This window comes from Amycolatopsis sp. 505 (genome assembly GCF_031625235.1).
Lineage (GTDB): Bacteria > Actinomycetota > Actinomycetes > Mycobacteriales > Pseudonocardiaceae > Amycolatopsis.
In genome coordinates this window covers 37,825-60,600 of the sequence record NZ_JACKQP010000011.1, presented here as the reverse complement: position 1 = coordinate 60,600, position 22,776 = coordinate 37,825, and the positions used below count along the sequence as shown (strand labels likewise).

Annotated in this window: 18 protein-coding genes; 8 read left to right on the top strand and 10 right to left on the bottom strand. The window is 72.8% G+C overall.

Translation table 11 applies throughout. From position 1 onward, the window contains the following. The first annotated feature begins 79 nt into the window (after positions 1 to 79). Positions 80 to 2,467, top strand: coding sequence for a hypothetical protein (locus H5965_RS35650; protein ID WP_310975329.1), 2,388 nt, complete (start codon positions 80 to 82; stop codon positions 2,465 to 2,467). On the opposite strand, the gene H5965_RS35645 is transcribed toward H5965_RS35650, so the two are convergent. The 4 genes from H5965_RS35645 to H5965_RS35630 are packed head-to-tail and all read right to left on the bottom strand — an operon-like array spanning position 2,377 to position 6,872. Continuing rightward, positions 2,377 to 3,219, bottom strand: a complete 843-nt coding sequence (locus H5965_RS35645; protein ID WP_310975327.1) for an MHYT domain-containing protein — start codon at positions 3,217 to 3,219, stop codon at positions 2,377 to 2,379. The genes H5965_RS35650 and H5965_RS35645 overlap by 91 nt on opposite strands. A gap of 13 nt (positions 3,220 to 3,232) precedes the next feature. Beyond that, the gene (locus tag H5965_RS35640; protein WP_310975326.1) at positions 3,233 to 3,613 is read right to left on the bottom strand and encodes a DUF742 domain-containing protein; all 381 of its coding nucleotides are present in this window, start codon (positions 3,611 to 3,613) and stop codon (positions 3,233 to 3,235) included. After that, a complete protein-coding gene (locus tag H5965_RS35635) occupies positions 3,610 to 4,095 on the bottom strand; it encodes a roadblock/LC7 domain-containing protein (RefSeq protein WP_310975324.1) in 486 nt (161 codons plus the stop codon). The genes H5965_RS35640 and H5965_RS35635 overlap by 4 nt, the downstream gene beginning before the upstream one ends. After that, a complete protein-coding gene (locus tag H5965_RS35630) occupies positions 4,092 to 6,872 on the bottom strand; it encodes an ATP-binding protein (RefSeq protein ID WP_310975322.1) in 2,781 nt (926 codons plus the stop codon). Before H5965_RS35630 ends, H5965_RS35635 begins: the two co-directional genes overlap by 4 nt. A gap of 399 nt (positions 6,873 to 7,271) precedes the next feature. Between H5965_RS35630 and H5965_RS35625 the strand changes: the two genes are divergently transcribed. After that, entirely contained in the window at positions 7,272 to 8,513 is a 1,242-nt protein-coding gene (locus tag H5965_RS35625; RefSeq protein WP_310975321.1) for a low temperature requirement protein A, read from the top strand. 175 nt (positions 8,514 to 8,688) lie between these two features. Here the strand turns inward: H5965_RS35625 and H5965_RS35620 are convergent, their stop codons facing one another. From H5965_RS35620 to H5965_RS35610, 3 genes are all read right to left on the bottom strand, one after another. Continuing rightward, on the bottom strand, positions 8,689 to 9,168 hold the full coding sequence (locus H5965_RS35620) for a hypothetical protein (protein ID WP_310975319.1): 480 nt from the start codon (positions 9,166 to 9,168) through the stop codon (positions 8,689 to 8,691). Beyond that, positions 9,165 to 11,552: a nitrate reductase gene (locus H5965_RS35615; RefSeq protein ID WP_310975318.1), complete on the bottom strand. Its 2,388-nt coding sequence runs from the start codon at positions 11,550 to 11,552 to the stop codon at positions 9,165 to 9,167. Before H5965_RS35615 ends, H5965_RS35620 begins: the two co-directional genes overlap by 4 nt. 77 nt (positions 11,553 to 11,629) lie before the next feature. After that, a complete protein-coding gene (locus H5965_RS35610; protein WP_310975316.1) occupies positions 11,630 to 12,106 on the bottom strand; it encodes a MarR family transcriptional regulator in 477 nt (158 codons plus the stop codon). A 161-nt stretch (positions 12,107 to 12,267) separates the two neighbouring features. Here H5965_RS35610 and H5965_RS35605 point away from each other — a divergent pair, with 161 nt between their 5' ends. The 5 genes from H5965_RS35605 to H5965_RS35585 all read left to right on the top strand — a co-directional run bounded on the left by H5965_RS35605 (position 12,268) and on the right by H5965_RS35585 (position 16,350). Next, the gene (locus tag H5965_RS35605; RefSeq protein WP_310975305.1) at positions 12,268 to 14,061 is read left to right on the top strand and encodes a thiamine pyrophosphate-requiring protein; all 1,794 of its coding nucleotides are present in this window, start codon (positions 12,268 to 12,270) and stop codon (positions 14,059 to 14,061) included. Then, positions 14,058 to 14,282 carry a hypothetical protein gene (locus H5965_RS35600; protein ID WP_310975303.1) on the top strand — a complete coding sequence of 75 codons (225 nt, stop codon included), beginning with the start codon at positions 14,058 to 14,060 and terminating at the stop codon, positions 14,280 to 14,282. Before H5965_RS35605 ends, H5965_RS35600 begins: the two co-directional genes overlap by 4 nt. Before the next feature lie 91 nt (positions 14,283 to 14,373). Continuing rightward, a complete protein-coding gene (locus H5965_RS35595) occupies positions 14,374 to 14,676 on the top strand; it encodes a hypothetical protein (RefSeq protein WP_310975302.1) in 303 nt (100 codons plus the stop codon). After that, positions 14,673 to 15,671 carry an SDR family oxidoreductase gene (locus tag H5965_RS35590; RefSeq protein WP_310975300.1) on the top strand — a complete coding sequence of 333 codons (999 nt, stop codon included), beginning with the start codon at positions 14,673 to 14,675 and terminating at the stop codon, positions 15,669 to 15,671. Before H5965_RS35595 ends, H5965_RS35590 begins: the two co-directional genes overlap by 4 nt. A gap of 241 nt (positions 15,672 to 15,912) precedes the next feature. After that, on the top strand, positions 15,913 to 16,350 hold the full coding sequence (locus H5965_RS35585) for a hypothetical protein (protein ID WP_310975298.1): 438 nt from the start codon (positions 15,913 to 15,915) through the stop codon (positions 16,348 to 16,350). Positions 16,351 to 16,354: 4 nt separating this feature from the next. Here H5965_RS35585 and H5965_RS35580 read toward each other — a convergent pair whose 3' ends face one another. Next, the gene (locus tag H5965_RS35580) at positions 16,355 to 17,512 is read right to left on the bottom strand and encodes a helix-turn-helix domain-containing protein (RefSeq protein ID WP_310975296.1); all 1,158 of its coding nucleotides are present in this window, start codon (positions 17,510 to 17,512) and stop codon (positions 16,355 to 16,357) included. A 145-nt stretch (positions 17,513 to 17,657) separates the two neighbouring features. Between H5965_RS35580 and H5965_RS35575 the strand changes: the two genes are divergently transcribed. After that, positions 17,658 to 18,842, top strand: a complete 1,185-nt coding sequence (locus H5965_RS35575) for an oxygenase MpaB family protein (protein ID WP_310975295.1) — start codon at positions 17,658 to 17,660, stop codon at positions 18,840 to 18,842. A gap of 4 nt (positions 18,843 to 18,846) precedes the next feature. Here H5965_RS35575 and H5965_RS35570 read toward each other — a convergent pair whose 3' ends face one another. Then, positions 18,847 to 20,691, bottom strand: coding sequence for an RICIN domain-containing protein (locus H5965_RS35570; RefSeq protein ID WP_310975293.1), 1,845 nt, complete (start codon positions 20,689 to 20,691; stop codon positions 18,847 to 18,849). Positions 20,692 to 21,319: 628 nt separating this feature from the next. Beyond that, positions 21,320 to 22,762, bottom strand: a complete 1,443-nt coding sequence (locus H5965_RS35565) for an arabinofuranosidase catalytic domain-containing protein (protein WP_310975292.1) — start codon at positions 22,760 to 22,762, stop codon at positions 21,320 to 21,322. Positions 22,763 to 22,776 lie beyond the last annotated feature (14 nt).

The window sequence follows — 22,776 nt, the reverse complement described above, 5'->3', positions numbered from 1 at the left end:
GATGCGGCATAGGATTTTCCTTCGGCCAGGAAACGATTCCTGGACAAATTCTGTCCATTTCCAGAATCGAGGACCAACCATGCGAAGACGCATGCTGGGGGCGGTCCTGCCCCTGGTGCTCACGGCGGTCACCGCCGTTCCGCTGCCCGCGGCCGCCGACCCCGCCCCGCCGGTCTCGGCCCTGACGAAGTCCGTGCAGGGCACCGGTTCCCCGGCCGCGCACGGCGCGACCGCGAACTGGGTCGTCGGCTACGAGGACCACGCGACCACGACCGGCGCCGCCACGATCACCGACGCCGTCGGCGCCGGGCAGGCCTACCAGTCCGGCTCCCTGCACGTCCCGCCCGGCTGGACGCCGGAGTGGTCCACCGACGGCAGCACGTTCACCGGCGCCGAACCGGCGTCCGGCGTCACCGCGGTCCGCGGGACGAATCCGGCCGCCGGCCCCGACGCGACCCAGCTGACCGGCGCCCTCACCCCGCCCGTGCAGGCGGCGACCACCGCGACCGGAGGCGACGGCTTCTCGCCGATCCTGTACCGCACCCCGGGCGGGGTGCTGCAGGCCTGGAACATCTACCACCACCTGGGGGCCACGTCACCGAAGGTCGTCTGCACCGAGCTCGCCACCGGTGCGCGGTGCCCGGGCGGCCCGTGGCCGAAGGTGCTCAACACCGCACCCGGCCCGCTCGGCACCCTGGGGGCCGGCGACATCACCAGCACCCTGATCGAGCAGTACGTCCGCGATCCCGCGGCGCCCGCGAAGGTCTACTACCCCGCCGTCACGGCGGCGTCCGTCGGGGTCGCCTGCCTCGACATGGCCGCCGCGGCCAACTGCGGGTACTGGCCGTTGGCCGCCACCGGCGGTTCGCCCGCGGTCAACGGCCTCACCGGGTTCGTGGAGACCGGCGGCAACCTGTACGGCCTGGTCACCAGCGGCACGGTGGTCTGCTGGACCATCGCGACCCAGAGCGCCTGCGGCGGCCAGCCGTACGCGCCGATCGCACCGGCCATTCCCAGCAACCCGTACGTCTACGGCGCGCTGGACGTGGTGGCGGGGAAGGTCTTCGCGTCGTCCTCGGACCCCAACACCGGGCAGCAGCCTTCGCTGGGCTGCTTCGACCCCGCCACGGCCACGGCGTGCGCCGGCTGGGCGTCCTGGCGGCCGACGGCACCGGCGGGCAACTTCACCTTCAGCGCCTACACGGCGTTCGACACGGCCGGCGCCCCGGTGGGCGTGTGCTCGTCGACGACCGGCGGCACGACGTGCTTCGCGCTCGACGGGTCGGCGCTTCCCGCACCGCCGGGTCCGGCCGCGCTGCCGGCCGGGGCGTACGTCTTCAACCCGGAAGTCGTCACCGATCCGGGTGGCCACGTGCGCAGCTACCTCCCGGTGTGGAACGCCGGTATCGCCGGTGCGGCGGTCTGTCACGACTGGACGACGGGCGCGCCGTGCGCCGGGCTCCCCGCCCGGGTCACGCACCCGACGGTGAACGGCGGTGCCACCCGGGACTACGGGTACGCTTACGATCCGCCGTCGGGCTGCCTGATCGGCCTGGGTGACGCGGGCGTGCTGTTCTCGATGGACCCGGCCACCGGGGCGACACCGTGTGTCCGCTCCGGCGGGCAGGTGACCCTGCGTCCAGGCGACTTCTACTGTGACGGCGGAAGTCACGTCCAGGGCTACACGTCGGCGCGGCTGACGGACGTCGACCTGGCGAACGTCGACCTCGCGGCGTCGCGGGTCACGGTCGTCGACCAGGACGACGCGGTGGTGCCGACCCCGGGCTTCGCGCCGGACGGCTCGGTCGACCTGACCGGCGTTTCGGTGGCGGCCCACCCGTCGATCACCGTGACGACGACGCTGGTCCTGCACAGCGCGGCGGGCTTCAGCGGGTCGCTGGTGGTCGACTTCGCGGGTGACGCACCCCAGCTGTGCTTCCGGACGACGATCTCGGCGGACTGCCTGGTGACGTCGGTGGCGAACACGGCGACGGGCACGGACTCGACGGGCTCGTTCACGTCCAACACGGTGACGCTGCCGGTCGCCCCGGGCGCGTCGTGCACCCCGAAGGTGACCGTGAACAAGGAGATCTGCACCGCGGTCCACCCGGCCCAGTGCGGGCCGGGCGGTGCCGGACCGTGGGCGAAGCAGGCCCCGGTGGGCTTGCTCGGCGTGCTGGCGGCGTCGGCGTACTGGCGGATCACGGTGACGAACGAGGGTCCGGTGGGGATCACGTCCGCGCAGGTGGTGGACACCGTGGAGCCGTCGTGCCAGACGGGTCCGTTCACCTTGGCGGCGGGCCAGTCGAAGCAGGTGTACTGCGCCACGTACGCCCTGCTGAACCTGTTCCCGATCACCAACAAGGCGAAGGTGACCTACCTGCCGGTGAACGTCCCGCCGGGAACGCCACCGTCCACAACGGACTGGTCGGCGGCCAAGGCGTGTTCGCTGCTGTGCAGCCTGTAGGGAGGTGAGATCGCCGGCTCGCGGGGAACTCCCCCGCGGGCCGGCGCCATCAGGACCGCGCACAGCGGCACCGCCATCGCGATCGCGCCCAGCACGAACACCGGGAACAGGAAGGAGAACACCTCCGCGCCCGCCGGGTCCGGGGCGTTCATGTCCATCGTCATCCGGACCGCCGCCATGCCCGTGTAGTGCATGCCGGTCACGGCCGCGCCCATCACGAACCCCGCCAGCAGCCGCAGCAGGAGGCGGTCGAGGAAGACCGCGAACCACAGTGCCGCGGTCGCCGCCACCACCGCGATCACCACCGACAGCGCCACCAGGCCGCCGTCGTAGCCGAAGTCGCCCTTCACCCGCAGCGCCGACATCCCGGTGTAGTGCATGACATTCACCGCCAAGCCGGTGATGACGCCACCGAGGGCCAGCCGCCACCAGCCGAACTTCGCGCGGCCGCCCACCACCAGCAGGCCCGCGAACACCGCCGTCACCGACAGGATCGCCGACAGGACCGTACGGAAGATGTCGTAGCGGACCGGCATGCCGGGGGTGCTGAAGCCGAGCATGGCGACGAAGTGCATCAGCCAGATGCCGACGCCGCCGATCGAGATCGCCGCCAGCACCAGCCACCGCAGGCGGTGCCGGGGATCGGCGGCGTGGCGGGCCTGGACCGCGCAAGCGAGGCCGAGCGCGCAGCCGACCACCGACGTCAGGTAGGCGAGCACGAGCAGCCAGTGCCCGAGCGCGAAGTGCTCCATGGCGAAGTCCTCTCTACAGGTCGCGCAGCCCGTGCAGCACGCGTTCCATCAGGTCGTGGCGCTCGTCCCAGGTGGCGTTGTCCGACAACGTGTCGCGGACGATCACCAGGTAGTCCTGCATCAGGTCCGACACGAGCACGCGGACCACCCCGAGCGGCAGCGCCAGCAGTGCGGCTATCTCCATCAGCGACCGCGGCCGCACGCACAGCTCGAGGACTTCCGCCAGCGCGCTCGACGTCTGGTAGCCGGCTTCGGCCCGGCCGTCGGCGGTGGTCTCGACCAGTGCTTCGACGGCGATTTCGACCGTCGGCGCGGTCCGGCCTTCGGTCCACGCGTAGGGGCGGGCCAGCGCCGGGCTGCGGCGAGGCTCGTCCCCGTGCGGGTCGTCGATCACCGGTGGTCCTGGGCCACCGGTATCTCGCGCGCGGGCACGTCGACCTTCTGCCCCACCCGCTCGACCAGCATCGTCATCTCGTAGCCGACCAGCCCGATGTCGCAGCCGGTCGAGGCGAGCACGACGAGGTTCGAGCCGTCGCCCACGCTCATCAGCAACAGGAACCCCTGCTCCATTTCGATGACCGACTGCACCACCCGCCCGGCGGTGAACAGTTCGGCGGTGCCGAGGGAGAGGCTGGACAGGCCGGCCGCGATGGCCGAGAGCTGGTCGCCGCGTTCCCGTGGCAGGTCTTCGTCGGCGGCCACGAGCAGCCCGTCGGCGGAGACGAGCACGGCGTGCGCGACCCCGGTGACGTCCTGGACGAACCCGTTGACCAGCCAGTTCAGCGTCGCGGACCGGGCGGGCGGCGCGGGGAGCGTCCCGCTGAGGGACCGGGCCGCCGGCTCGGTGGCGGAGCGCCGGGGGTGCAGTTCCGTCATCGCGGATCCTCTTCGTCCTTTCCGGATCGTTCGGCACGCGCGGCGGTCTCCATCCGGGCGGCGCGCATGCCCTGGTAGTGCCGCGACAGACTGCTGCGCACGGCGGCGGCGTCGCGGAAGGAGCCGCCGGTCTGGTCGCGGACGCGGGGAACGACGGCACCGGGGGCGAGCTGCGCGCCGGGCCGCCGGGTGGGCAACCCGGCCCCGGTGAGGTTCTGCGCGGCCGGGGGCTGGAGGGCGGTCTCGGCGGCTTGCCGGGTGCGGTCGGCGGGCGTGTCCCAATCACCCACGGGGGTGAGCTCGGGACGGGTGCCGGAGTCGGTGGCGGGCGGCGTATCCGAGGCGCGTTCCGCCGGCACTACCCGGTGAGCTCCGGAACTCTCGCTCGCCCGCTCGACCCCGGCGACCCGCTCTACCGGAACCGCGGAGACCTCCGCCGGCTCGGCCACCGATGCCCGGTACGCGGCGGCCGACTCGAGCTCCCCCTCCACCGCCGAAGCCGCGGGCATCTCCGCCGCCGATGCCCGGCGCGCGACCGGAGACTCGAGATCCCGGTCCGCCGCAGAAACCACAGGCAGCTCAGCCGCCGATGCCCGGCGCGCCACCGGAGACCCAAGATCCCCCTCCACCGCCGAAGCCGCAGACAGCTCCGCCGCCGATGCCCGGCGCGCGACCGGAGACCCAAGCTCCCCCTCCACCGCCGAAGCCGCGGGCAGCTCGGCCGCCGACCCCACGGCCGGCCACTCCACCGGCCCGGGCTTCCCGTTTCGGCGGGCCACCGGCTTGGCCGGTGGCTCGGTGAACCAGCTCGTCACCACCTGCTCGAAGATCGGCGTCGAAGCCTGGGCCGGGACCACCGGCGGGCGCGGGTGGCCGTTGCGGCCCGCCGGGACCAGGCGGCCCGCGCCGATCGGGCGGGCCAGGTCCGCGATCACCAGCGCGCCCGGGACGTGGACGCTCGCCGTCACCCCGGCGTGGCGGGCCGCCGTTCCGGTCGACCTCAGCCGCACCGTCACCCCGTGCAGGGCCGCCAGCCGGCCCACCACGAACAGCCCCATGCGGCGGGTCGTCTCCGGGCCGACCGTGCCGGCCGCCGCCAGGCGGTCGTTCACCGTGGCCAGCTCCTCCGGGGTCATGCCCAGGCCCTGGTCGACCACCTCGATGAGCAGGCCGCCGTCGGCGCCGCGGTCGGCCGTCAGCGCCACCTTGTGCTCCGGCGGCGAGAAGCGCGTCGCGTTCTCCAGCAGCTCCGCCAGGATGTGCACCACGTCCGCCGCCGCCTCGGGCTGGACCGAGCTGCGCGGCGCGTTGCCCAGCGCCACCCTGCGGTAGTCCTTGACCTCCGACGTCGCCGCGCGCAGGAGGTCGCGGGTCGGCACCGGTTCGCGGCCGTGGCGGACCGGGCGGCCGCCCGCCAGGACGTGCAGGTTCTCGCCGTTGCGGCGCAGGCGGGTCGCGATGTGGTCGATCCGGAACAGCTCGTCGAGCCGCCGGGGGTTCTGCTCCCCGGCCTCGAGGTCTTCGATGATCGACAGCTGCTGCTCCACCAGCGACTGGCTCCGCCGCGACAGCGTCATGAACATCTCGCTGACCTGCTGGCGCAGCTCGGCCTGCTCGACGGCGAGGCGGACCGCCTGGCGGTGCATGTCGTCGAACGCCCGGGCCAGCTGCCCGATCTCCTCGTCGGTCCGGACGCCGGAATCGGGCACCGCGCGCCAGTCGACTTCGTGGCCCTCGCGGATCTGCCGGACGGTCTCCGGGAGCTGGTCGTTCGCCGCGCGCAGGGCCGCCGCGCGCAGCCGCCGTACCGGCGTGACCAGCGACCGCACCACCAGCAGCGCGATCGCGAGCGCGCCGAGCAGCGCCCCGAGCACCAGGGCCGTGTCGCGCAGCGAGTCCGCGCGGGCGTCGTCGGCGGCCTCGGACACGTTCGTCGCCAGCTGCGCCGCGACGTCGTTGAGCACGCCGGTCACCGTGGCGGCCTCGGCGGTGATCGAGGGCAGCAGCGCCGCGAGCGGGCGGTCGCCGGGCTCCTGCAGGGCGTCGAGCCTGCCGTCGGCGGCGTCGGTGGCCGCGGTGAACTTGGCCAGCCGGTCGCCGGTCAGCTGGTGCTCCGCCTGTTCGGCGAGGACTTCCTGCTCGGCGGCGGTCTGGATGACGGCCGGGCGCAGCGAAGCGTCGTCCGGGCTGTTCTGCGCGGCCCGCCGGTAGGTCTCTTCGGTGGCCAGCTCGCCGCGCAGGTGCACCAGCAGCCGGGTGGTCTCCGCGCTGGCGGCGTCGGCGGGGACGATCGCGGGCACCAGGTCGCCGAGGGTGGCGATGATGTCGTTGTAGCCGGCGGCTTTCGTGCGGACGTCGCCCCCACCGGCGCCGGCCGCGCGGATCCCGGCGAGCTTGCCCAGCGCGGTGTTCAGCGCGCGGCCGGTGTCCCCGGGCAGCGGCGCGTAGCCGGCGTCGCGCTGGACCGCCGCCACCTTCGCGTCGACGTTCGCGGTCAGCGAGTCCGGCGCGCCGGCCGGGACCGCGACCGCGGCGACCATCTCCTCGCCCAGCGACGCCGTCAGGTCGATCGTGTCGCGCAGCACGGGCAGCCGGTCGCGGGCCGCGGTGAGCTCGGTGGCCCGGTCGAGTTCGCCCTGGATCCGGATTTCCGCGAGCGCCACCGCGACCAGGACCGGCAGCAGCAGCACGACGCTGATCTTGGTGCGGACGCTCCAGTGCGCCGGCCACCACGCGGCGTCCGCCGGAAGGCGGGGCGTGGCTCTGCTTTCGTGCATGGCGGAACCGCTCGATTCCCAGCCGCGGCACGGCTGATGTCGAACTCGGACAGGACGGAGAACCCCAGGGAGGAGGTGGCGTTGATCAGGCCGACCAGCAGAAGACATCACGGCCGACGCCCTTGTCAACCCTCGAAGCGGCGTTTCGGAACGCGGCGCTCGAATTGTTTCCGCGGCTCACGGATCGTGTTCCGACGGTCGCTGCTTGCACACCGTTCAAGCACATTCGCGCAGCTCCGAGGCCTACCGATCAGTAAACAACGTGCACTTTCCCGCTGACGGCAGAATTACCCACAGCAGTCGCCGCGATCAATTCGATCTCTGCCGGAATGGTGTGTTATTAATTCCCGCCGCGCCCGGCCGGGAGCCGCGGCCGCGGGGTGCGGCAGAATCCCCGCCGTGACCGATGTGGACGAGGGGGCCGGCGCCGCCACCGCGCACGGCAAGCGGGTCGGCTGGGTGGAGCTGTACTTCGACCTGGTCTTCGTGTTCGCGGTGGGCCAGGTGGCGCACAGCATCGTGGCCGACCCGCACTGGGCGCGCATCGCCGGCGCGCTGGGGCTGTTCGCCACGCTGTGGTGGACCTGGATCGGCTTCGCCGTGCTCTACAACCGCCGCGGGGACGACAGCCGCGCGGCCGACCGGCTGTTCGTGCTCGCCGGGACCATCCCGTGCGCGATCGCCGCCACCCAGGTGCACCACGTCTTCGACGGGCACCCCGCGATCTTCGTGGCGGCGATGGCCGGCGTCCGCGTGATCCTCGCGGCCGCCCACCGATGGCCGGTCCGGCCCGGGCTCGACCAGCGCCGGATCAGCACGGGCTACGCGGTGTCCGCGGTCCTGTTCGCGGCCTCGGCGGTGGTGCCCAACGGCTGGGGGCTGTGGGCGTTCGCGCTGATCCAGGAGGCCGGCTTCCTGCTCCTGGGCGGGCGGCGCCGGCACCGCGGGGAGCGGACGACCGCCCGGCAGCGGCGGCAGGCGATGTTCGACGGGCCCCGCGACCCGAACCTGGCCGTCGACTCCGCCCACCTCGCCGAACGCTTCGGGCTGTTCATGATCCTGCTGCTCGGCGAGCTGGTGATCACCGTCGGCACCGCCGCGCTCGAACGCCCCGCCGACGACTTCGCCTACTGGGCCGCCATGGTCGGCGGTCTGGTGCTCGCCGGCGCGTTGTGGTGGCTGTACTTCACCTCGGCCGCGGAGCTGTCCGAGAAGATGCTCGGCCTCTCCGGCGGCAATCCCATGCTCGCCTATTCGCTGTACGCGGGCGGCCACCTGACCCCGGCCTTCGCGCTGCTGCTCGTCGCGGCGGGGCTGAACCTGTCGCTGCACGAGTCCCCGCCGGCCGCGGCGGCCTGGCTGCTCACCTCGGGCCTGACGGTCTACATCGCCGGCACCCGCGTGTTCTCCGCCGAGCCCGGCCGCTGGTACCAGCGGGCGGGGCGGATCGCGGCCCTCGTGGTGACGGTGAACCTCGCCCAGCTCACCCGGATCCTGCCGGCGCCCGCGGTGGTCGTCGTGGTCGCGGTCTGGGGCGTCGGGATGACGGCGGTCAGCACGGTCATCCGCCGGCGCGCCATCGAAAGCCTGGGTGACAACCCGCTGGCGTTCCTGCGGGAACGCCGGGCCAAGGCGGGGTGACGGGTCAGCGCGTCACCCGCCTTGGCCCGGCTTCCGCCACCCTGCTCGTGCACCAGCCGCCGCGCCTCCCACAGCGCCCACGGCCGCATCCCCGTGGAGCTCCGGGCCGCGGGGCCGGCGCAGGTACAGGTCGTCGCCGTCTTCCTCGAAGAGCCCCGCCCGGCGAGCGGCTGATCTAGCTGGTCAGGATCTGCGGCGAGAGCACCTTCAGCATCGCGTTCGTCCACTTCAGCTGCCGCAGTGTCTGCGGGTGGCACCGGGTGGCCAGCTCCAGCAGCTCGGCGTCCTTCGCCGCCTGGGCGCTCTGGGCGAGCAGCTCCCAATCCAGCGACACGCCCGCCGCGCGGCGGTGGAGGCGGCGCAGGTCGGCCAGCAGGAGCAAGCCCGGCTCCGGACGACGGCCGCCCAGCTCGGCCAGTGCCGTCCGCAGCGGCTGCAGCGGGCCCGGGCCGGGGACGTCCTCCCCCAGGTCCAGGTCGTACGCGCGGCCGGCGCGGGCGATGGCGCGGACGTGCGCCGCCGACCAGGCCGCCAGGTCGCGGGCGACGTGGTGGACCTCGTGTTCCGCGTGGTGCCGGTCCGACGTCTTCAGCAGGTCCTTGGCCAGGTGCGTCTCCGCGCGGTGCAGTTCGCGCAGCACCAGTCCGAGCTTCATCCGATGACCTCCTCGTCCACCGCCGCGGGCACCGGCTCCGGCCGCGGGGCCGCGACGGCGGACACCTTGCGCAGTGCGGCCGCGGCCGTCTTGAACAGCGGCTGCTTGGACACCGGGTCCCAGTCGATGAAGGTCAGCTCGTTGGCCGCGCGGTCACCGTCCTTGCCCGCCGGGTGCTCGACGTCCCAGTAGCCGTAGTGGAACGGCAGGAACAGCACGCCGTCGCGGATGCCGCCGACCCGGACCCGGGCGCGGACCGCCCCTCGGGGTGTCGAAACCTCGGCGAGGTCGCCTTCGGCCAGCCCGGCGGCTTCGGCGTCCCGCGCGGACACCTCGAGCCACACCTCCGGCGCCGCCGCGCGCAGCTCCGGGGCCCGGCCGGTCTTCGTGCGGGTGTGGAAGTGGACGATCGTCCGGCCGTTGACCAGGAAGAACGGGTGGTCCTCGTCCGGCGTTTCGTGCGGCGGGACGTACTCGGCGGCCTTGAACATGGCCTTCCCGTCCGGGTTCATCGCCCGGTACTCGGCGGGCTCCATCGGCGCCCCGGTGACGAGGTCGCGGCCGTAGCTCTCGCAGTAATCAGGCTGGGCGAAGAACTTTCCGCCGGCATAGAGCCGTTCAGTCCCCTCAGGACTGTCCGAAGTGCACGGCCACTGGATGCCGCTGACCGAACGCAGCTTCGCGTAGCTCAAGCCGCTGTAGTCACACGGCCGTCCCGCGGACGCGCGCTTCCACGCCTCGAACGCCGTTTCGGCGTCGTGCCACTGCGGGAACGGCTCGCCGTCGTTGCCCCGGAAGTCCATCCGCCGCGCGTAGTCGAGGAAGATGTCCAGGTCGGGACGCGCCTGCCCGGGTGGCTCGACCGCCTTCTCCGACAGGTGCACCGTGCGGTCGGCGTTGGTGAACGTGCCGGTCTTCTCGCCCCAGATCGCCGCGGGCAGCACGACGTCGGCGAACTCCGTGGTCTCGGTGCGGAACGCGTCCTGCACGACCAGGAACAGCCGCGAAGAGTCCAGAATGGACCGGATGCGGTGCAGCTCCGGCAGCGACACCGCCGGGTTGGTGGCCGAAACCCACAGGAACCGCAGGGTGCCGGTTTCGGCGTAGCGCAGCATCTGCATGAGGTGCGTCGGCGGTCCGTAGTGCGGGATCTTGCCGGTGTCGACGTTCCACAGCGTCGCCAGCTCGGCCACGTGCGCGTCGTTGGCCCAGTTGCGGAACCCGGTCAGGTCACCGTCGGCGCCGCATTCGCGGGTGTTCTCGGCGGTGGGCTGGCCGTTCATCTGCAGCACCCCGGCGCCGGGCTTGCCCAGCATGCCGCGCAGCAGCACGAGGTTGTTGACCTGCACGGCGGCCGCGGACGCCTGGTGCGATTGGTAGAACCCCTGTAGCACCGTGCACAGCAGCCGCTCCGCCGAGCCGAGCAGCCGGGCGGCTTCGCGGATCTGCCCGGCGTCGACACCGCTGATCTCGGCGGCGCGCTCGGGCGGGTAGCCCGCGACCATCGCCGCGAGGTCGTCGTAGCCGACCGTGCAACGGTCGACGTACTCCCGATCGACCCAGCCGTGCTCGATGATCTCGTGCAGCAGCCCGTTCATCAGTGCGACGTTGGTCCCGGGCAGCGGCGCCAGGTGCAGCGTCGCGGCCCGGGCGACCGGGGTGTCGCGCGGGTCGACGCACAGCACCGCGGGCGGGTTCGGCCCGGCGAGCCGGTCGAGCACGCGCGACCACAGGACGGCCTGCGTTTCGGCCATGTTGTGCCCGAAGAGGGCGATCACGTCGGCGTGGTCGACGTCCGCGTAGGACGCCGGCTGGCCGTCGCAGCCGAAGGACTCCTTCAGCGCCGCGGCCGCGGTCGCCGTGCAGAGCCGGGTGTTGCCGTCGAGGTGGTTGGTGCCGAGGCCGCCGCGGGCGATCGCGGCGAGCGTGTAGTACTCCTCGGCGAACAGCTGGCCGCTTGTGTAGAAGCCGAGCGCGCCCGGGCCCCGGTCGTCCAGGAGTTCCTTGCTGCGCGAGACGACCAGGTCCATCGCTTCGTCCCAGGATGCTTCGACGAGCTCGCCGTTCCTGCGCACCAGCGGCGTCGTCAGCCGGTCCGGCGACGAGTTCGCCTGCCAGCCGAAGAGGTCTTTCGGGTCGAGGCGGCCGTGGTTGACGCGGTCGTCCGCGCGGCCGCGGACGCCGGCGATCCGGCCGTCCTTCACCGCGATGTCGAGGCCGTCGCCGTTGGAGTGCAGCACCGCGGCGCTGCGGACCCAGCGGTCGACGTCCGCCGGCCGCAACCCGTCGGCGAGGTGGCTGTCCACCCGCACCGGCCACGGCTCCCCCGGCCCGTACGGCGTTCTGGTCCCCCAGGGCTCGGTGATCCCGTCACGCTTTCCCACCGCAAGAACCTCCGATCACGACCTGGTGGCCGCCGGGGTACCCGCGAACACCACGGACAAACACCGTCCAAGCATATTTAATTTGCGCGACGCAATAATGAACGCGAATCCGATTCGTCCGCTTCGACCGCTCGGGCAAACCTCTCGAACGCGGCGATCGCGGCCGCGCGCGCCGGCGGGCCGAGCCGGTGCAGGACGTCCGCCAGCACCCGGCGGCGGTCGCGGTCGACGCGGTCGACCAGGTGGCGTCCCGGCCCGGCCGGGGCGAGCAGCGTCTCGCGCCGGTTCAACGGGTTGGGGGCCTTTTCCAGTAGGTTCAGCGCGACCAGCCGGTCACACGCCCGGGTGATCGAAGACGGGTTCATGGCCAGTTCGCGCGCCACCCGGCCCAGGGTGACCGGGGTCCGGTCGACCACCACCCGCAGCACGCGGAACTGGGTCAGCGTCAGCTGTTCGGTGTTCCGCTCGACGGTCGAGTCGGCGATCAGCACCATCGCCCGCAGCGCCGCCAAGGCCGCGTCGGTCCCGTCCTGCTCCACCCACGTTTGCGTCACGCAAGTATGATAGACGGCGAAAGCGGGTACAGCGATTCGTGAGCGCCGACGGCGAGCACGAAAGAAGGCGTCCGCGCCGGCGAGGCCGTCGCCGAGCTGCGACGGGTGGTGCCCGGCCGAGGCGCTCGCCGAAGCGGCACCGCACGCCAAAGGGAGTACTCATGAGCCAGACAGTCGGTGACTACCTGCTCCAGCGCCTGCGTGAGTGGGGCGTGGACCAGGTCTTCGCCTATCCGGGCGACGGCATCAACGGGCTCGTCGCCTCGTTCGGCAAGGCGGACGACCAGCCCCGGTTCGTGCAGGCCCGGCACGAGGAGATGGCGGCCTTCGCGGCCGTCGGCTACGCGAAGTTCAGCGGGAAGGTCGGCGTCTGCATGGCCACCTCGGGCCCGGGCGCGATCCACCTGCTCAACGGCCTCTACGACGCCAAGCTCGACCACGTCCCGGTGGTCGCGATCGTCGGGCAGACCGCGCGCAGCGCGATGGGCGGGTCCTACCAGCAGGAGGTCGACCTGCAGGCGCTCTACAAGGACGTCGCGAGCGAATACCTCGTCGAGGTCAACGTGGCCGAGCAGCTGCCGAACGCCCTCGACCGGGCGATCCGGACGGCCCAGTCGTCCCGCTGCCCGACCGCCCTGATCATCCCCGCGGACCTGCAGGAGGAGGCGTACTCTCCGCCGCAGCACGCGTTCAAGCAGGTGCCCTCCAGCCCGCCGAGCACGGCGTGGTCGCGGCCGGTGCCCGCGGAGCCGGACATCGACGCCGCCGCCGAGGTGCTGAACGCCGGGGAGAAGGTCGCCATCCTGGTCGGGCAGGGCGCGCGCGGCGCGGCCGAAGAGGTCCGCCAGGTCGCCGAGGTCACCGGCGCCGGCGTCGCGAAGGCGTTGCTGGGCAAGGACGTCCTCCCCGACGACCTGCCGTGGGTGACCGGCTCGATCGGGCTGCTCGGCACCCGGCCGAGCTACGAGATGATGCGGGACTGCGACACGCTGCTGATCGTCGGCTCGAACTTCCCGTACAGCCAGTTCCTGCCGGACTTCGGGCAGGCGCGCGCGGTGCAGATCGACCTCGACGGCCGGCTCATCGGGATGCGCTACCCGACCGAGGTCAACCTCGTCGGCGACAGCGCGGCCACGCTGCGCGCGCTGCTGCCGAAGCTGGCGAGCAAGCCGGACCGCTCGTGGCGCGAGACGATCGAGAAGAACGTCGCCTCCTGGTGGGACACGGTCGAGAAGGAAGCCGCCGTCGACGCCGACCCGGTCAACCCGATGGCCATCGTCTCCGAGCTGTCGAAGCGGATCCCCGAGAACGCCATCGTCACCGCGGACTCCGGCTCGTCCACCAACTGGTACGCCCGCAACCTGCGCATCCGCGGCGACATCCGCGGCTCGCTGTCCGGGACACTGGCGACGATGGGCCCCGGCGTGCCGTACGCCATCGGGGCCAAGTTCGCCCACCCCGACCGGCCGGTGATCGCCCTCGTCGGCGACGGCGCCATGCAGATGAACGGCCTCGCCGAGCTGATCACCATCGCGCGCTACCAGCACCTCTGGAGCGACCCGCGCTGCGTGATCTGCGTGTTCCACAACAACGACCTCAACCAGGTCACCTGGGAGCTGCGCGCGATGGGCGGCGCCCCGAAGTTCGAGGAGTCCCAGACCCTGCCGGACGTCGACTACGCCGGCTTCGCCCTGTCCCTCGGGCTCACGGCCGTCACGGTCGACAAGCCGGACCAGCTCGCCTCGGCCTGGGACACCGCGCTCAGCGCCGGCAAGCCGGCCGTGCTGGACGTCCGCTGCGACCCGGACGTCCCGCCGATCCCGCCGCACGCCACCTTCGAGCAGGTGAAGTCGGCCGCCCAGGCCGTCCTCAAGGGCGACCCCGACGCGCTGCACCTGGTCGCCCAGGGCGTCAAGACGAAGCTCCAGGAGTTCCTGCCCGGGAAGAACCGGTGACCACGATCGAGCGGGTCGGCGCCCGGGCCTACCGGGTGCCGACCCCCGCGCCCGAGGCCGACGGCACCCCGGCCTGGGACGCCACCACGATCGTCGTCGTGCCCGCCGAAGCCGGCGGGATCCACGGGCGCCCGGGGTCGCGGGCGGCGCGACCGGCGCAGCCCCGCGGCGGAAGCGGCCGGCGGTGGCCGCGGCGACCGGAATCGCGGTGGGCCCGATGACCCGCGAGGGCGCGGTGGCTGGGCACGGCGGTGGACGCAAAGGCTGGTGGCAGCGGCTCGGCGCCGCCGCGACCGGAATCGCGGTGGGCCGGTGACGCGCCGGGTCGCGGTGGCCCGCGCTGTGTGGGGCGGCGGGCTCGTGGTGCTGTCACGCTCCCTGCCGGTCCCGCGGAAAGTCGCACTGGCGCTGGGCATCCGGCACCTCGCCCAGGCCGCGGCCGTCCTGCGGCGGCCCGGCGGGCTCGTCGCCCGCCGAGGCTGGGCGGTCGATGTCGCGCACGGGGTGAGCATGCTCGGCTTGGCCGTCGTCGCCCCGCGGTGGCGGGCTGCGGCTCTCGCCAGTGCGGCCGGCGCGGCCGTCTGGGCTCGTACCGGGAAACGGAGGACATCATGAACCAGGTCGTCGTCGTGACCGGAGCCAGCGGCGGGATCGGCCGCGCGGTCGCGCGGGCGTTCGGCGCCCGCCACGCCCGGGTCGCCCTGCTGGCCCGCGGTGAGCAGGGGCTCGAAGCCGCCGCGGAAGACGTCGCCAAGGCCGGCGGGACGGCCATGGCGATCCCCACCGACGTCGCCGACTTCGGCCGGGTCGATGCCGCGGCCACGCGGGCCGAGCGGGAGCTGGGGCCGATCGATGTGTGGGTCAACGTGGCCTTCACGTCGGTGTTCGCGCCGTTCGGCGAGATTGGACCGGACGAATTCCGCCGCGTCACCGAAGTGAGTTACCTCGGCTACGTCCACGGCACGATGGCCGCCCTGCACCGGATGAAGCCGCGCGACCGCGGCACGATCGTGCAGGTCGGCTCGGCGCTCGCGTACCGCGGGATCCCTTTGCAGAGCGCGTATTGCGGCGCGAAGCACGCGATCCAGGGTTTCAACGAAGCCCTGCGCTGCGAGCTCCTGCACGACGGCAGCCACGTCCGCACGACGATGGTGCAGCTGCCGGCGGTCAACACGCCGCAGTTCTCGTGGGTCCGGTCCAAGCTGCCGCACCAGGCCCAGCCGGTGCCGCCGATCTACCAGCCGGAGGTCGCCGCCCGCGCGGTGCTGCACGCCGCCGACCACCCGCGCCGCCGGGAGTACTGGGTCGGCGGGAGCACGGTCGGCACGCTGATCGCGAACGCCGTCGCGCCGGGTGTCCTCGACCGGTACCTCGCCCGGACCGGCTACCGGTCCCAGCAGACGGGCGCGAAGAAGCCGCCGGACCAGCCGGAGAACCTGTGGTCGCCGGCCGATCGCAGGCGGGATTTCGGTGCGCACGGCCAGTTCGACGGCCAGGCGACGCCGAGGAGCGCGCAGCTGTGGGCGAGCCGGCACCACGGCGTGGTCGCCGCCGCGGGAGGCGCTCTGGCCGCGACGGCGCTGGCGGTCTGGCGGCGAGCGCGGTCGTGACGCGACTCAGGCCGCCCGGGCGCGCCGGGACGAACCTGTGGCCCCCCTCGAGAGCCGCCCGAGCACCGCGGCTTCGCCGATCCGGTCGGCGAACTCGAAGTACCGGCGGCGTGCCCTGAGGTGCTCCACGCCGAACATCGGCCGAAAGGACGAGGCACCCACCCCCGAACCGCCCCTTCGGACGAGGTGACCAGCGCGTTCCCTCCCCTAGCTTGATCACCAGGCGGGGAGGAGGGGACCCATGAAGTTCACCGCCAAGCGCATCGTCGTCGCCGCGGCCGCGGCCGTGGCCGGGGTGGCGGTGGTCGGGGTCGGAGCCACCGTCATCGCCACCGCCGCGGATCCCGTCTCGCCCGAAATCACCGGCGCCACGCCCGCCGACGCCGGGCACGAAGACGAAGGCAAGTACACCACCGGGGACTACGTGCTCAACGTGCACGAACTGGACGACGACGGCGACGGCATCAGCACCGCCATCGGACCGCACACGACGTACTACTCGAAGACGTTGCACGGCAACGGGAACCGGCAGCACACGGTCGTCAAGTTCTCGGCCGGCGCGGACGGCGACGGGCCGATCTTCTTCGGCTACCCCGTGCCCGGGCCCGGCCGGGTCGTCGACTGCGTGGCGTCCGGGACCGAGGCCGCGCCGCAGGTGCGGTGCGAGACCAAGGCCTGAGGCGTCACCGGCCGAGCGCGCGCACCAGCAACGCGGCCACCGCGGCCCGGTGCTCCGGGCGGTCCGCCCACCGCAGCCGGCGGCCGGTTTCGACCACCACGCCGAACCCGGCGTGCACCAGCACCCGGGCCTGACGCGGGTCGAGGTCCGGGCGGGCCGCGCACAGCTGCTGCTCCCACACCGCGATGTGCTCGCGCTGCGCCGCGACCAGGGGCCGGCGCAGCGCGTCCGGCAAGCCGGCGATTTCCGCGTTGGCCACGCTGTTGAGGGCGCTGTGCTCGAAGCTGTACGCCACGTACGTCGCCGTCAGGGCGTTCAGGGCCTCGTGCGGGCCCGTCACCCCGCGCAGGTTGTGCTCGACCGCCTGGGCCAGGAGGGCCGCGGCCTGCAGGCACGCCGCCGCCAGGATGTCGGCCTTGCCCGGGAAGTAGCGGTAGAGCGCCGAGGGCACCAGCCCGACCGCTTCGGCGATCCGGCCGTTGGTCACGGTGGCGAACCCGTCGCGTTCGAACAGCGGGACGGCGGCCGCGAGGATCTCCGAACGCCGTGTCCGGGGCACCGGCGGGGCGGGGATCTCCACCGCCGGCGCGGGCGTCGCGGCGGGGTCGGTGGCGGCCACGCGCAGGGCGGCCGCCTGCAGCAGCTCCCCCACCCGGCGCCGGCCGATCGCGTTGTGGTGCGTCGTGACCGACCCGATGGCCCCCAGCGCCCCCACGGCCCGCAGGTGCTCGCCCGGCCACGGGTGCTCGCGCCGCACGGCCGCCGCGACGCGCTCGACGACGTGCGCGAACTTGGCCGCGAGCAGCCGGCGGTCGTCGCGCTCGAGGTACCGGGCCTCCCAGCGGTACACGCCGCCGGTCTCCCGGTGGGCGACGGTGACCCGGGTGACGGCGGCGAAGATCTCCGCCGACGACGCGTCCGGGGGCACGTCGGCGAGGGCCTCCACGAGCCGGTCCGCCATCACGTTCGCGCACTCGGCGAACAGCGCGTACTTGTTCGGGAAGTGCCGGTACAGCGCCGCCGCGGTGATGCCCACGCGCGCCGCGATCTCCTCCATCGACGCCGCGTGGTAGCCGCGCTCGCTGAACACCGCGGCGCCCGCCTCGACGATGAGCTGCCTGCGGTTGCGGGGCCGGACGGCCGCGGCCGGCTCGGCGGTCACCGGGCTGGGGTCTGCGGAAGTCGGGCCATACGTGCCAGTCAACCACAGGCCGGCCGGGTCTTGCCGACCCGCGAGTCACCTTCTATGTTAATCAGGAATCTCCTCTCGAAGAGCCCATTACCTATCAAGGAAGCTAGGTAAGTGAATGAGCAATCTCAGCAGGAGGAACGTTCTCTCCCTCGGTGTCGCGCTGGGTCTGGCGAGCGCGGCGAGCGCCGTCCCGGCCTGGGGCTCGACCACGGCGGGCGCCGATCCCTGGTGGGTGTGGGACGACGAGGTCGACACCCTGATGGCGGGGCTCGTCGACGGCGGCCGGGTGCCCGCGGTCAACACCGCGCTGCGGTCGTGGGTGGACAACGACGACCCGCTGCCCGCCGGCCTGCCCGCCGACCTCGCGGCCTGGCTCCAGCTGGTCAACCGGCTGCCTTCCTGGGCCGACCCCGCCAAGCTGCGCCGCGCCGCCGACTTCAACCGGCGCAAGGACACCTATCTCTTCATGCTCTACGGCCTGGGCAGCGGCATCATGAGCACGGTCATCCCGCGGGAGGCCCGGTCGGTCTACTGGTCCGCGGGTGGCGCCGACATGCAGGACCGCGCGGCGAAGACGTTCACCTTCGGCTACGACCTGAGCGAAGCCGGCGCGTTCGAGCCCTCGGGCCAGTTCGTCGTCACGGCCAACAAGACGCGCCTGGTGCACGCCGCGGTGCGCCACCTGCTGCCGCAGTCGGCGCACTGGCGGGCCGTCGCCGACGAGCGGGTCCCGATCAGCAACGGCGACATCCTGGTCACCTTCCACAGCCTCGGCACCTTCGTGCACCGGAAGCTGCGCGAGTGGCACGTCCCGATGTCGGCCGCGGACGAGGACGCCTTCCTGCACCAGTGGCAGGTCGCCATCCACCTGCTCGGGGTGCGGGACGAGTTCATCCCGCAGACCTGGGCCGCGGCGGACGCGCAGTCGGCCCAGGTGCTGACCCCGTTGCTCGCTCCGACGCCCGAAGGCAAGGAGCTCGCCGCGGACCTGCTCGGGCTGACCGCCCAGATCGACCTCGGCGTCACCCGCGGCTTCCTGAACGAGTTCGTGCGGTACGTGCTCAGCAACGAGGTCGGCGACTGGCTCGGCCTGCCGCGCGACTACGCGGCGGCCACCCTGATCCGCACCGGGTGGCCCGCGTACATCGCCTTCCGGGAGGGCCTGCTGCCCATCGCCCCGGCCGGGTTCTTCCTCTTCGACCAGTTCATCCGCGCGCTCGCCATGCTGTTCCTCAACAAGGGCACGTCGCCGACGAGCACGCCCATCACGATCCCCACCGGCAACCGGCCCGGGGCCTGAAGTGTCAGGCCGGTCCCCGGCCCCACAGCCGCCAGGTCTGGTTGAGCGGGCTGTTCTGGGTGACCGGCTTGCACGTCCACTGGATCACCGCGCCGCGGGCGGCCGTGGACACCCCGCTGACGTCGACGCACTTGCCGCTGTGCCGGGCGACGAGCTGGTAGTCGTGGGCGTCGTTGCCGCCGTAGGTGACCCGGCGCGGCGAGAACTGCTGGTTGGTGGCGCCGTCGGTGCAGGTCCGCTGCTGGACGGCGGCACCGTCGTCGGCCGAGGCTCCGGCGACCTCGAGGCACTTGCCGCTCTGCCGGTTGACGACGGTGTAGGTGCCCGCCACCCCGGAAACCGGGCGGAAGGTCCACTGCTGCTGGTCGCCGCCTTCGCAGAAGTCCTGCTGCTGCCGGTTGCCGTCCGCGGTGCCGAGGTCGGTGTTGTCCAGGCACTGCTGGGAGTGCTGGGCGACGGCGACGGTCTGGAAGCTGCCGTCCGTCGGCGGCAGCAGGGTGATGCTGAGGGCGTCGTCGACGGTCGTGTGCGAAATGCCGACGGTCACGGTGCTGCCGGAAACCGTGGCCACGGAATCCCGGATGGTCACCGGGCTCTGCACCGCGGCGCCGCCGTTGGACGGGATCTGCTGGACGACGACCCGCACCTGGTTGTTCTGGACGATGCCGGAGGTGGTGTCCAGGCGCTGCAGGGCGACCGAGACGTTCCCGGTCGTGCCACCGCCGCCGACGAGGACCTTCGCCACCCCGGCCGCCTTCGTGGCGAACGGGTCGTAGGCCTGGCTCGGCTTCGAGGCCACGATTTGGCCGGTCTGCGAGCCGTAGAAGCGGTAGGCCCACCATTCGCCCTTGGGCAGGTACCGGCCCGCGGAGTTGCGGACGAGCAGGTTCGCGAGGTCGTTGTGCAGGTTCCCGCCGCCGGCCCAGTTGGCGCGCAGCCCGTCGGCGCCGGCCCGCTCGAGCCGGGCGATGTACCAGGCGCCGTCACCGGGGTTCTGCTCGTTGGAAGCCCCGTATTCGTTGATCTGGTAGGGCCGGGGGTGCGGGATGCCCCGCGAGCCGAGTGACGCGTCGGCGGCGGCGACGTTCGCCACCGGATCCCCCGGCAGGGAGTGCCAGCTGACGATGTCGGGCACCGTGCTCGAGCCGCGCACGAAGTCGAGGTACTGCGTCCACCAGCTTGCCGAGGTGGACGGAACCCCGGCGAGGCTGGGCCCGACGATGGCGTGCGCCGGGAACGCCGCCCGGATGCGCTGGTACGCGCGCTGCCACATGGCGAAGTACTGGCTCTGCGGGCGGTTCCAGAACAGCGTGATGTTGGGTTCGTTCCAGAGGTCCCACTCGACCGGGGCGCCGGTCGCGCGCACGTCGTTGATCAGGCGGGTGAGGAAGGCGTCGTAGTCGGACCAGTCGCCGTTGTCGCCGGGGAACCGGGAGATCGGGTAGCCGTCGGCGCCCCAGAGGTCGTGCACCAGCAGGACGAACTGGCCGCCGAGCGAGCGGGTGCGCAGGAGCTGGGCGCGGGTGGCGTTCCACCGCCGGTCGTACTTGCCCGACACCCACCCGCCCGGGCTGTCGAGCTGGGCGCCGCCGGCCCGCATCGCCTGGAAGCGCACGTCCCGGAAGAAGTGGTCGGGCGGCGCCGACGCGTTCTCGGTCATGCCGTAGATCCAGCCGGAAGCCCGGTAGGTGGGTGCCGCGCCGACGGCGGAGAAGTCGACGGAGACCGACTCGTCCGCGGCGTGCGCCGGTGCGGGGAGGGCCACGGCGGAGGCACCGGTCAGAGCGCCGGTGACGAACAGGGCGGCCAAGCCACGGCGGACGCGCGGCCGCTGACGCGAGAGGTCCACAGTCGACTCCTTTGGCGGTGGACGTGCGGGAGAGGCCGACGGTCATCGAACCGGTTCGACCACCAGGGACGCTACGCTGCGGGCAATTCACCGACAATCGGCCGAATGGAGGCGAACCGGTTCGGCGCTCGGACCGCGCGCTCGCCGTCGGCCGGACTGCGGGGCGCGGCGGGCGCTCGAGGCAAGGGGCGTTCGGCTGCGGGCAGCGGCGCCCGCCTCATGAGCGCAGGGTGCGGCCGGCGGGCGGGCGGGCGGCTCGGCCGGCCAACGCACGAGGCGGCGGGCCGCGGCGGCCGCCCGGCGTGGAGGGTGCAGCCGGCGGGCATCGACTCCGGTCGGCGAGCACAGGGTGCGGCCGACGAGCGCGCGGGTCGGCCGGCCAACGTACGAGGCGGCGGGCGAGCACACAGTGGACAGGCGCGCGCAGGACGCGGCGGCGGGCACCAAACCCACCGGCGAGCGCCGACCCCGGCCCGCGAACCCAAGGCACGGCCCACCCGCACCGACCCAGCGCCCACCCGGCAAGCGAGCGCAGAACACAGCCGGCCAACGCCGAATCCCACCCGCACCAAAAGGGGCTTCCCCCGCGTCGCCCGCGGGGGAAGCCCCTTCCGTCCGCCCCAGCGGCTCAGCGGTAGCCGGCGGCGACCACGTTTGCCTGCACCGCGTTCTCCGTTGCGTCCGTCGGATACCCCGCGACCATTGCTCCCTCGTAGAACGTGCCCGCGCTCAGGTTGGCCCCGCCGCCGGGCTTGCAGCAGTCCCCTCCGCTGCCCAGGATGATCGCGCCCTGCTTCTTCATCGGGCTGTAGCCGCCCGGGAGGCCTCCGTCCCACATGGTCGTGAGGTTGCCCGACTGGGCGTTGCTGCCCTTGAGCGCGAAGCGGGACGTGCCGTTGTTCTTCAGCATCGCCGTCACGAACTTGCTCGGCAGCGCCCGCTGGTTCGGGTTCCACTGCTGGCTACCACCCGGGTACAGGCCCCACTCGAGGTCGGCCTGCACCCACGGGCCCGAACCCTGGCACCCGCCGAACCAGCACTGCGTCCCGAAGTTGATCGCGTCCATCGCGCCGGCCGCGTCGGCCTTCCGGGTCGTTTCGCTGTTGCCGTAGTCGAAGCAGCAGCCGCTGTTGACGTGCGTTCCGCTGGTCACCATGTACATGCCCTCGGGCGCGCTGCCGGTCGGCACCCCCGTCGCGTGCCCGTCCCGCCAATAACTGTTGCCCGGGTTGATGTACAGCGAGTACGCCTTCGCGCCGCCGACCGTGAGCGACTCCGACGTCGCCTTCGCCGGGCTGCTCTGGCTCGAGCCCGGGACCACGGTCGAGCCCTGGTACCACAGGTCGTTTCCGCGCCCGGACTGGTCGTAGGCCACCGTGATCACACACGTCGTCCCGGAGCAGAAGGAGTCCTGGACGCTCGCGTCGGCGGTGCCGCCCGCCGCCCGGACGGCGATGTTCCTGGTCGTGTTGTCCGACGAACGCCGGACCTGGTACAGGTTGCCCGCGTAGGTGCCGTAGAGCGCCCGGACCGTGCTATGCGCCGCGATGCACGGCGTGCCCCCGGACGCGTAGATGTCACAGGGCGCCGTACCCGACGGGGTCGGCGGCGTCGTTCCGCCGCTCCAGCGCTGATTCGCCTGGCCGTGGCAGGTCCACAGGACGACCGCCGTGCCGTTGGCCGTGCCCGCGCCGGTCACGTCCAGGCACAGTCCTGATTGGACACCGCTGATCGTCCCGTCGGCGTTCTGCCGCCACTGCTGGTTCGCCCCGCCGTGGCACGACCAGATGATGGCCGCCGTGCCGGGGGACGTCCCGTTGCCGGAAGCGTCGACGCAGCGCGTGCCGTTCAACGTCCGCAGCTCCCCCGCCGCGGTGAACTCGTACGCCTGCCCGGCCTGGCCGCCGCAGTCCTGGATCTCCAGCACCGTCCCGGGCGCGTCACTGCCGCCCCGGACGTTCAGGCACCGTCCCGACGCCGCGCCCACCAGGGGCGCCGCCGCCGCCGAAGCCGGTGCGGCGACGGACAGCGCCGTCAGCAGCATCGCGGCCACCACCACGAACACGCGCACGATTCCTCCTCAGT